Source organism: Martelella sp. UBA3392 (assembly GCF_002358775.1).
GTDB lineage: Bacteria > Pseudomonadota > Alphaproteobacteria > Rhizobiales > Rhizobiaceae > Martelella > Martelella mediterranea.
This window is the reverse complement of record NZ_DEPM01000029.1, coordinates 1,375-11,027: the sequence shown is the minus strand read 5'-3', so window position 1 is coordinate 11,027 and position 9,653 is coordinate 1,375. Positions and strand designations below refer to the sequence as shown.

General features: G+C 62.3%; 13 protein-coding genes. 4 read left to right on the top strand and 9 right to left on the bottom strand.

All coding sequences use genetic code 11. The features are described from left to right. Window positions 1–409 (top strand): TOBE domain-containing protein (locus tag B4E36_RS02535; protein ID WP_345899940.1); only part of this gene is annotated, 409 nt, incomplete at its 5' end. A 23-nt stretch (window positions 410–432) separates the two neighbouring features. Here B4E36_RS02535 and ampH read toward each other — a convergent pair. Beyond that, window positions 433–1,536, bottom strand: a complete 1,104-nt coding sequence (gene ampH, locus B4E36_RS02530) for a D-alanyl-D-alanine-carboxypeptidase/endopeptidase AmpH (RefSeq protein ID WP_292052832.1) — start codon at window positions 1,534–1,536, stop codon at window positions 433–435. A gap of 291 nt (window positions 1,537–1,827) precedes the next feature. Between ampH and B4E36_RS02525 the strand changes: the two genes are divergently transcribed. After that, a complete protein-coding gene (locus B4E36_RS02525; RefSeq protein ID WP_292052830.1) occupies window positions 1,828–2,682 on the top strand; it encodes an SDR family oxidoreductase in 855 nt (284 codons plus the stop codon). Window positions 2,683–2,690: 8 nt separating this feature from the next. Here the strand turns inward: B4E36_RS02525 and B4E36_RS02520 are convergent, their stop codons facing one another. After that, window positions 2,691–3,305 (bottom strand): TetR/AcrR family transcriptional regulator, encoded by a 615-nt coding sequence (locus B4E36_RS02520; RefSeq protein ID WP_292052828.1) that lies wholly within the window; start codon window positions 3,303–3,305, stop codon window positions 2,691–2,693. A 95-nt stretch (window positions 3,306–3,400) separates the two neighbouring features. On the opposite strand from B4E36_RS02520, the gene B4E36_RS02515 reads away from it, so the two are divergent. Then, the gene (locus B4E36_RS02515; protein ID WP_292052824.1) at window positions 3,401–4,009 is read left to right on the top strand and encodes an NAD(P)H-dependent oxidoreductase; all 609 of its coding nucleotides are present in this window, start codon (window positions 3,401–3,403) and stop codon (window positions 4,007–4,009) included. Between the two features lie 12 nt (window positions 4,010–4,021). Here the strand turns inward: B4E36_RS02515 and B4E36_RS02510 are convergent, their stop codons facing one another. From B4E36_RS02510 to B4E36_RS02480, 7 genes are all read right to left on the bottom strand, one after another. Beyond that, a complete protein-coding gene (locus B4E36_RS02510; protein WP_292052822.1) occupies window positions 4,022–4,444 on the bottom strand; it encodes a secondary thiamine-phosphate synthase enzyme YjbQ in 423 nt (140 codons plus the stop codon). 82 nt (window positions 4,445–4,526) lie between these two features. Beyond that, window positions 4,527–5,456 carry an electron transfer flavoprotein subunit alpha/FixB family protein gene (locus tag B4E36_RS02505; protein WP_292052819.1) on the bottom strand — a complete coding sequence of 310 codons (930 nt, stop codon included), beginning with the start codon at window positions 5,454–5,456 and terminating at the stop codon, window positions 4,527–4,529. 14 nt (window positions 5,457–5,470) lie between these two features. After that, entirely contained in the window at window positions 5,471–6,220 is a 750-nt protein-coding gene (locus tag B4E36_RS02500; RefSeq protein ID WP_292052818.1) for an electron transfer flavoprotein subunit beta/FixA family protein, read from the bottom strand. Between the two features lie 189 nt (window positions 6,221–6,409). After that, window positions 6,410–6,976 carry a cob(I)yrinic acid a,c-diamide adenosyltransferase gene (locus tag B4E36_RS02495; protein WP_345899939.1) on the bottom strand — a complete coding sequence of 189 codons (567 nt, stop codon included), beginning with the start codon at window positions 6,974–6,976 and terminating at the stop codon, window positions 6,410–6,412. Window positions 6,977–7,070: 94 nt separating this feature from the next. Then, on the bottom strand, window positions 7,071–7,268 hold the full coding sequence (locus B4E36_RS02490; RefSeq protein WP_018064827.1) for a twin transmembrane helix small protein: 198 nt from the start codon (window positions 7,266–7,268) through the stop codon (window positions 7,071–7,073). A gap of 140 nt (window positions 7,269–7,408) precedes the next feature. Next, window positions 7,409–7,918 carry an O-acetyl-ADP-ribose deacetylase gene (locus B4E36_RS02485; protein WP_292052810.1) on the bottom strand — a complete coding sequence of 170 codons (510 nt, stop codon included), beginning with the start codon at window positions 7,916–7,918 and terminating at the stop codon, window positions 7,409–7,411. Window positions 7,919–7,929: 11 nt separating this feature from the next. Next, on the bottom strand, window positions 7,930–8,763 hold the full coding sequence (locus B4E36_RS02480; RefSeq protein ID WP_345899938.1) for an SDR family oxidoreductase: 834 nt from the start codon (window positions 8,761–8,763) through the stop codon (window positions 7,930–7,932). A gap of 81 nt (window positions 8,764–8,844) precedes the next feature. Between B4E36_RS02480 and B4E36_RS02475 the strand changes: the two genes are divergently transcribed. Next, window positions 8,845–9,653, top strand: an 809-nt coding sequence (locus B4E36_RS02475) for a YihY/virulence factor BrkB family protein (RefSeq protein WP_345899937.1), incomplete at its 3' end; no start/stop codon positions are given.

Below are 9,653 nucleotides of genomic sequence, written 5' to 3'. Positions count from 1 at the left end.
CGTCGCCGGCTTCATCGGCTCGCCCTCGATGAATTTCATGGATGTCGATATCGTCGAAAACACCGGACGGGGCATCACCGTCAAATCAGAGGCGCTCGATCCGGTCACGCTGAAGACGAGCCGCTTCGATTTCGCCGGCCGCAAGACCGCCCGGCTGGGTCTCCGTCCGCAGTATCTCGATGTCGTGGAAAGCGGCACGGCCGGTGGGCTGCACGGCAAGGTCACGCTGGTGGAGCGCCTCGGCACCGAGACAGTGATCAATGTCGAGCTTACCCGCGGCGGGCGCATCGTGGCAGCCCTTGCGGAGGATCGTCCGCTTGAAACCGGAAGCGACATCACCCTCGTCTTCGACCCGGACAAGGCGCATCTGTTTCCGGTAGAAGGCGAGGCCCGCCAGGCTTCAGCCTGACGGGCCTCGCCGGCTTGCCGCGATCAGCGCGGCGCGAGCCTGCCGATGAGGTTATTGACGATATTCGCCATTTCCATGCCCGCCGAGAAATTGAACTGATTGATGGCGATGAAAACGCCGACGCCGCGCGACGGCGCAAACGCGGTATAGCTGAACACGCCATCGGTACCGCCGGCCTTCTGGATGATCAGCGGGCGGTCGCCCTCAGGCATCATGATCACCCAGCCGAGCCCCATGGCATCCATATGGCCCGATTCATCCATGCCGATAACCGGGTCGAGGCCATCCCGCATCAGCCACGCGGCGTGGCTGATGGCGCGCATTTCCGCGTCATCTGTCCCGAAGCGATCAAGATTCCATCGCAGATACTGCACGATATCATTGGCCGTGGTGTAGAGGCCCGATGCGCCGTCCCGGTTTTCGATCGGATCGCCGGGATCCATCTCGTTGCCGTTCCAGTCATAGCCGGTCATGAAGTTCTCGCCCGCGGGACGATCATAGCTCGTCGCGGTCAGGCCGATCCGGTCGAGGACCTTGGCTTTGAGCAGATCCGGATAGGCTTCGCCGGCAATGTCGGAAAGGGTCATTGCGAGCACGTCAAAGCCCACATTTGAATAGGCAATGCCGCTACCCGGCGCAAACAGCAGGGGATTTTCGGAAAGATTGGTCGCGAACGAGGCATCGCTGTATTTTTCGACGCCCTCGACATCGACAAGCTCGCGCGGCAGACCGCTTGCATGCGTGGCTAGATCGATCAGCCGAATTTGCCGTCCGTCCTTTTCGGGAAGCGCATCGACGACGCCGGCATGCGGGCCGACGGGATCAGTCAGCGAAACGGTCCCGTCCGCGACGAGCGCCGCAAGCGAAAGTCCCGTGAAGCTTTTGGTCAGCGATCCGACGCCGATCAGCGTGTCGCCATCCGGCGCCTGACCGCTGCCCTTTTCGATCTCCCCGAAACCGAACACAGCACTCTCGCCATTACGGACGGCGGCTATGACAAGCCCTGGAACGCCGGTATCGAGATGGAAAATCTGCGCTGTAAACTCGACGGCTTCGTCGAGCACGGGGTCGCTGGCGGCGGCGGGCGTCGCGGCCAGAATTGCAATTGCGGCAAAGGCGTATCTCATTCGAGTTCCAATCTTCTGTCTTCAGAAAGTCGCGCTGTCGCAGAGGATTCGGTCCGGAGCACCCTCCCCCATGAGGCTCATGAGTTAAGGCTAACACATTCCGGCAGAAAATGCTGAAAAACGGCACGCCTGGGATAGAGGCCGGGTGCTGCCCGATTTGCCGCCGCGCGCTCGGCGACATGTAACCACCCCGCATGTGCGGCCCGGCTGGAACAACAGGCCGGCCTTATCGCTTTAGCAGGAAGACAGGCGCGGAGGCCGCGCGAGATTTGCAAACGGAAGGACAGGCTCATGGCCGGCACGAAAGCACCCGTAGGACAGGTTCAGAACAAACAACCCGGTTCGGAAGAGGAAATGCACCCGCAGCCCGACTATATGCCGCGCTTTGCGGGCTCCGACCGGCTGAAGGACAAGGTCGTTATCATCACCGGCGGCGATTCCGGCATCGGGCGGGCGACCGCCATCCTGTTTGCCCGCGAGGGCGCGAAGCTCGCCATCCATTACAAGGATGAATCCGAGGACGCCGAAATCACGTTGAAACATGTGGAGGAGGAAGGCGGCGAGGCCTTCGTCTTCGCCGGCGATATCGGCGACCCGAAGACCTCGGAGGCGCTTGTCGGAAAGACGATTGAACGGTTCGGCAAGCTCGACGTGGTCGTCAACAACGCCGCCGAGCAGCACGCCCAGGATGACATCGCCGATATTTCCGAAGAGCAGCTCACCCGCACCTTCAAGACCAATATCTTCGGCGCATTCCATCTCTTGAAGGCCGCGCGACCACATCTGAAATCCGGCGCCTCAATCATTCTGGTGACATCGGTCACCGCCTATCGCGGCCAACCGCTGCTCATCGACTATTCCTCGACCAAGGGCGCGCTGCTGTCGCTGATCAGGGCGCTTTCGGGCAATCTCGCTTCGGAAACCATCCGCGTTAACGGCGTGGCCCCCGGCCCGATCTGGACCCCGCTGATCCCGGCCTCCTTCCCGGAGGAAAAGGTCGAGACCTTCGGCAAGGACACACCACTCGGGCGCCCGGGCCAACCCAACGAGGTGGCTCCCAGCCTGCTGTTCCTCGCCTGCGAGGATTCCTCCTATATCAGCGGCCAGGTGCTCCACCCCAATGGCGGGGAGCTTGTCGGCGGCTAGCCCCGCCCCTACGCCGCAGGGCCTTCCAGCCAGGCCGTGAACTGGCTTTCGAGAAGCGCAGCACAATCGTCGCGCGAGCCAATGCGTTCGCACGCCCGGTAAATGGCCGCCGTTGTGACGAAGGCGGAAACGCCGGCGGCGAGCGCGCCGACATCCAGATCGGTTCTCAGAGTGAACGGGGCGCCGCCATTCTCGCGCCAGTGGGAGAGAAACGAAAACAGCCGATCTTCCAGCGCCTCGAGACTGGCCGAAAACGGCGCCGAGACGTTGGAAGACGTCGCGCCGGAGTAATCCAGATAGATCTGCAGAACCGCGCGATCCGCGCTCAGCAGATCGACCAGCGCCATGCTCCGATCAAGGAGTTCGGCAAGCCGGAATCCGCCCTCGGTCCCTTCCACTTCCCAGTCGTCAACAATCGCCTGCAGACGCTCCGCCACCACATGCGACAACAGCCCGTTCTTGTCGGTGAAATGCGCGAAAAGAGAGCCCTTCGCGACGCCCGACTGCCTGGCAATGGCATCCATCGAAACCGCATCGAACGGCTTTCCTTCCGTCAGCTCTCGCGCCGCTTCGAGAATGCGCGCTTTGGTCTCGTGGCTTCGCTTCTGTGGTTTTCTGGTCATGTCAATAAATTGACCGCAGTCACTTTTTTTGTATTGAATCGCGATGATGATAGCTCCTATATAAATTGACCACGGTCATTTTTAAGGAGTCCCCCATGAAAAATCACTCAGCAGCGCCTGCGCATAAACGCATTGTCATCCTCAACGGCCATCCGGCGACGCAAAGCCTATCGGGCATGATTGCCGATCGATACGAGATGAGCGCCCGCCAGTCCGGCCACCATGTCGAACGTTTCGACCTCGCCGGCATGACGTTCAACAGCGATTTCGGCCAGTCGAGCTACAGAAACGCCCCGAAGCTGGAACCGGATCTCGAACGCTTCTGGCTTGCGCTGGCGCAGTCCGACCATTTCGTCGTCGCGCATCCCTTGTGGTGGGGCGGGATGCCCGCGAAGCTGAAAGGTCTGTTCGACCGTGTGCTGCTGCCGGGCAAGGCGTTCGCGCCGAAAAAGGGCGCGAGCCTGCCGGACAAGCTGCTGAAGGACAAAAGCGCCCGCGTCTTCATCACATCGGATACGCCGTCCTGGTACCTTCGCCTGTTCCTCGGCGCCGGCATCGTCAAGCAGGTCAAACGACAGATTCTGGGCTATGTCGGCTTTGCGCCCGTGCATGTGACCAACCTTGCCGTTGCGCGAAACGCAAGCCAGAAGCAACGCGATCAATGGCTCGACAAGGTGAGCGTTCTGGCGGGCAAGGCCCGATAGCGCGTCCCGACGTCAGGGCGAAAGGTGCAGCACCAGTTCGCGGCGGTGCGGGCGGTCGCGGTGTTCGAACAGGTAGATGCCCTGCCATGTGCCGAGCGCCAGCCGCCCGTCGAAAACCGGGATCGAGACTGAAACCTGGGTCAGCGCCGATTTGATGTGTGCCGGCATATCGTCCGGGCCTTCCAGCCGATGGACGAGATAACGCATCGAAGGGTCATTGGCCGGCGGCGCGATCCGCGAGAAATAGGCTCTCAGGTCGCGTTTGACGTCGGGGTCGGCGTTTTCCTGGATCAGCAGCGAGCAGGAGGTGTGGCGCACGAACACCGTCAGCAATGCCTCGTTCATCGCCTCGTTGCGCACGAACCGCGCGGCCTCCTCGGTAAACTCGTAGAGGCCCTGGCCGTTTGTTTCGATGGTGAGGCTGGTCTGGGGCATGATTTCCTCCGCGTTTTGACAACGGGCGGGCCCCGTCGAAATCCCCGGCCGTGAGGCCGGGGATAAACCGTAAGATCGCGCCTCAAAGCGCCTTTTCAAGCTCCGGCAGCACCGTGAACAGATCGCCGACGATGCCGTAATCGGCAACCTGGAAGATCGGGGCTTCCTCGTCCTTGTTGATCGCGACGATCACCTTCGAATCCTTCATGCCGGCCAGATGCTGGATCGCGCCGGAAATGCCGCAGGCGATGTAGAGATCGGGGGCGACCACCTTGCCGGTCTGGCCGACCTGCCAGTCGTTCGGCGCATAGCCGGCGTCGACGGCGGCGCGCGATGCGCCGACGGCCGCACCCAGCTTGTCCGCCACCGGCAGGATGACCTCCTGGAATTTTTCGGAGGAGCCAAGCGCGCGCCCGCCGGAAATGATGACTTTCGCCGATGTCAGTTCCGGCCGCTCCGACGCAGCGATCGCGTTTTCAACGAAGCTCGAAAGCCCCGGATCGGCGGCGGCGGAGACCGTCTCCACCGGCGTTGAACCCGTCATCTCGGCGGCGGAGAAGCTTGCCGTGCGCACCGTGATCACCTTCTTGGCATCATGCGACTTCACCGTCTCGATGGCGTTGCCGGCATAGGTCGGGCGCTTGAACGTGTCGGGGGCGATGACCTCGATGATCTCGGAAACCTGCATCACGTCAAGAAGCGCCGCCACGCGCGGCATCACATTCTTGCCGATGGCGGTCGCCGCCGCCATGATCACGTCATAGCCGGAAGCAAGATCGAGGATCGTGGCCGCCAGCGGCTCGGCGAGAGCCTCGGCCAGCGCATCGCTTTCAACGATCAGGACCTTGGAGACGCCGGCGATCTTCGCCGCATCTTCGGCTGCGGCAGCGCAGCCCTTGCCCGCCACCAGCACATGGATATCGCCGCCGATCGCGGCAGCGGCGGTCGCGGCCTTCGCGGTCTGGTCGGAAACGGAGCTGCCGTCATGTTCGGCGAGAAGAAGTATGGTCATGTTCCGGGCTCCCCTTACAATACGCCGGCTTCGTTTTTCAGCTTGTCCACCAGCTCGGCAGCGCTCGCGACCTTGATCCCGGCCTTGCGTGTCGGCGGCTCCTCGGTCTTCAGCACTTCCAGCCGGCGGGCGCAATCGACGCCGTAATCGGCGGGCGTCTTCTTGTCGAGCGGCTTTTTCTTGGCCTTCATGATGTTCGGCAGCGAGGCATAGCGCGGCTCGTTGAGGCGCAGATCGGTGGTCACGATCGCCGGCAGCTTGACCGAGATCGTCTGCAGCCCGCCATCGATTTCGCGGGTGACCTTCGCCTCGCCGTCGCCGAGTTCCAGCTTGGAGGCAAAGGTGGCCTGGCTCCAGCCGAGCAGCGCGGCCAGCATCTGACCGGTCTGGTTGCTGTCGTCATCGATCGCCTGCTTGCCGAGAATGACGAGCTGCGGCGCTTCTTCCTCGGCAACCTTCGTCAGCAGCTTGGCCACCGCAAGCGGCTCGACGGTCTCGTCGGTGGCGATCAGAATGGCGCGGTCGGCGCCCATGGCAAGCGCGGTGCGCAGCGTCTCTTCGGCCTTGGCCGGACCGATCGAGACGGCGATCACTTCGCTGGCCTTGCCGGCTTCCTTCAGCCTGAGCGCCTCTTCGACCGCGATTTCATCGAACGGGTTCATCGACATCTTGACGTTGGCAAGCTCGACGCCGGTGCCATCCGGCTTGACGCGGATCTTGACGTTGTAATCGACCACCCGTTTGACCGGGACCAGAATTTTCATGTTCAACCTCCAAACTCACGGCCGTTACCGGCCGAACGCGCTAAATCTTCTCTCCGGAACCACCGCCGGCTTCATGCCAAGGACCATGTTGCCTTTGCGCTATGATCGCTTGCCAATCGGCGACATGGATAGTTTGTTTTCCCGTCTTTCGCAAAAAAACTTCACTGCAATTTGACCTCAGCCGCGCAATCAGCGGTTCTTTCCGGGCACCCACAGCACATCGCGCTCTCCCTGGCCATTGGCATGGCGGGCAGCGACGAACAGCAGGTCGGAGAGGCGATTGATATATTGCAGTGCCGGCTGCGAGACGGCTTCCCTTTCCGCAAGCCGCGTCATCGCCCGCTCCGCGCGCCGGCAGACCGTGCGGGCCATGTGCAGATGCGCCGCAAGCGCGCTGCCGCCCGGCAGAATGAACGAGTTCAGCGGCGACAGCGCATCGTTCAGACGGTCGATCTCGGCCTCAAGCCACGCCACCTGGGCGTCGACGATCCTGAGCGGCTCGTAACCAAGCTCCTCGCCAGTCTCCGGCGTTGCCAGATCGGCGCCGAGATCGAACAGATCGTTCTGGATGCGGGCGAGCGCCGCGTCATATTCGCCTGCCTCCTGCAGCCGCGCGAGACCGATTGCGGCATTGGTCTCGTCGACATCGCCGATCGCCGCCATCAGGACATCGGCTTTTTTTCGGCGCGGCCCGGCCGCGAGCCCGGTGGTGCCGTCATCGCCGGTGCGGGTGTAGATCTTGTTCAGTTTGACCATGATTGTGTCGCAGTTCTTTCAGTCCGTCGCTATTGAGCGAAACCGGTTGCAAAAGGCAAGGCCATGCAACGTATTTCTGGCCTGCCGGGCGAAATCAATGACCGGATTGCATCAACCACAGCGTGATCATGATCAGGATGATGGCAAGCGCCTGGAACGCGACGCGGGCCTGCATCATCTTGTTGGAATGCTGGGGACTGCCGCCGAGCATCATGTTGATGAGCCCGCGGGCCAGGAAGAACACCACCAGCAGCATCACGATGACAGTGGCGAAAACGAATACCGTGGACATTTTTTCTCCCGGAGCGTGGTCACAACAAAAGCGCTGACCCACTCCATCTCTTTGTCTTGCCGCATTCCGATGCTGACAGCGGAATGCTTCGGAAACCGGCGCCATCAGACGACAAAACAGCGGCGCTTGCAAGGGCCGGCTCAGTGCGCCTGCAACGCATCGCTGAGCAGCCGCGCGGCATCCGCGCTGAAGGCCACCAGAAAGACCGTCTCGATAGACGGCAGGCGTTGAAGCCCGCTGACGACGCTCGCAACCGCGATGCGCGCGGCGCTCTCGGCCGGAAAACCGTAGACGCCGGTGGAAATCGCCGGAAAGGCGACCGTCCGGCATGCATGCGCCGCCGCAAGTTCCAGCGAATTCCGGTAGCAGAGCCGCAGCTTTTCGGCCTCGCCATCACCGCCACCGCGCCAGACCGGGCCGACGGTGTGGATCACGTAGCGGGCTCTCAAATCGTAGCCGCCGGTGATCCTGGCTTCGCCGGTTGCGCAGCCGCCGAGCATGCGGCATTCATCGAGAAGTCCGGGCCCTGCCGCGCGATGGATCGCGCCATCGACCCCGCCGCCGCCGAGCAGCGAGGCATTGGCCGCGTTGACGATCGCATCGACGTCATAGGCCGTGATATCGCCCTGTTCTACGGTAATCCTTCCCATATCTTCCTGCCTCAGCTCAACCGTCCCATCAGCCGGTAGAACCAGTCGGCGGGCATGATGCGCTTCAGGATCATGCCCTGCCTGGCGGGCGTCGTGACCGGATAATGCGGGCGCGGCCTTTTGGCCGTCAGCGCTTTAAGCAGAACGGCATGGACGGCATCCGGTTCCAGCCGGCTTTTGTTGGGCGGTCCCGAACCATCAAGGCGGGCAAGCTGTTTCTTGTATTCGGCGGCGTGATGGGAACCTTCGAGATCGATATTGTCGTGGATATGTTTCAGCGCATTGGCGGTGAAGCGCGATGCGATCGGCCCCGGCTCGATCAGGCTCACGAAAATGCCGGTGCCCTCCAACTCCATGCGCAGCGTCAGCGACATCGCCTCCAGCGCATATTTCGAGGCCGAATACGGCCCGCGATAGCGGTAGGGCAACAGGCCGAGGATCGAGGAGCACTGCACGATGCGGCCATGGCCCCGAGCGCGCATGAACGGCAGGACCTGCCGCGTCAACTCGTGCCAGCCAAAGAAATTGGCCTCGAACTGGGCGCGCAGCACATCTGTCGAAACATCCTCCACCGCCCCCGGCTGGCCATAGGCGCCATTGTTGAACAGCGCATCGATGCGCCCGCCGGTGCGCTCCGCCACCGCCTCCACCAGGGCCGTGATCGAGGCCTGATCCGTGTAATCGAGATAGAGCGCCTCGAGGCCGTCGGCTTCAAGGGCGGCGATATCCTCCGGCTTGCGCGCCGTGGCGAATACCCGCCAGCCATCCTTCGCCAGCGCCCGGGCGCAATAGGCCCCGATGCCGCTGGAACAGCCGGTGACGATAATCGTGGATTGCTCGGCCAATGAGATACTCCGGTACACGAATGCTTTGTCTTTCCTATATAAGGATCGCGAGCCGACCGCGAAACGCCTTTTGGAGCAAGAATGAGAAAGCCGATCCGCACGACCTTCAAGGTGGCCTATGACGCGCTCTACCACTTCAGCGAGGACGACGGCTGGGCGATGGCGAGCCATGTGGCGCTTTCCACATTGCTTGCGCTTTTTCCCTTCCTGATTTTCGGCACGACGCTTGCGGGTTTTCTCGGCGCCGACCAGTTTGCCGACATCGCGATCAACACGATCGTCGGCGCATGGCCGAAGGAGATCGCCGAACCGGTTTCCAACCAGATCCGCCAGGTGCTGACCGTGCCGCGCGGCGGACTGCTGACCGTCTCGGTGCTGGCCGCCGCCTATTTCGCCTCCAATGGCGTGGAGGCCGTCAGGCTTTCGCTCAACCGCGCCTACCGCGTGGAAGAGACCCGGACGTGGTGGTGGCTCAGGATCAAGAGCCTCGGCTTCGTGCTTCTGGCCTCGATCATCTTTGCCTTCCTCAGCATCATGTTCGTGGTGGTGCCGATCGCGCTGCACTTTGCCGAGCGCTGGTTTCCCTGGCTGGAGAACGGGTTGACGACGCTGGCCAATGCGCGCCTCGTGGGCACCTTCCTGTTGCTGATGTTCGGGCTGGTCATCGCCCATCTGTTTCTGGCGGCCGGCCGCCGTCGGCTGGTCGATGTGCTTCCCGGCATCATCCTGACGCTGGTGTTCTGGGCGATCTTCGCCTCCGGCTTCGCCTATTATCTCGGCACCTTCGCGCAATACAGCGCCACCTATGCCGGGCTTGCGACGCCGATGATCCTGCTGGTGTTTCTCTATTCGATCGGCGTGATCCTGCTTTTAGGCGCGGAGGTGAACGC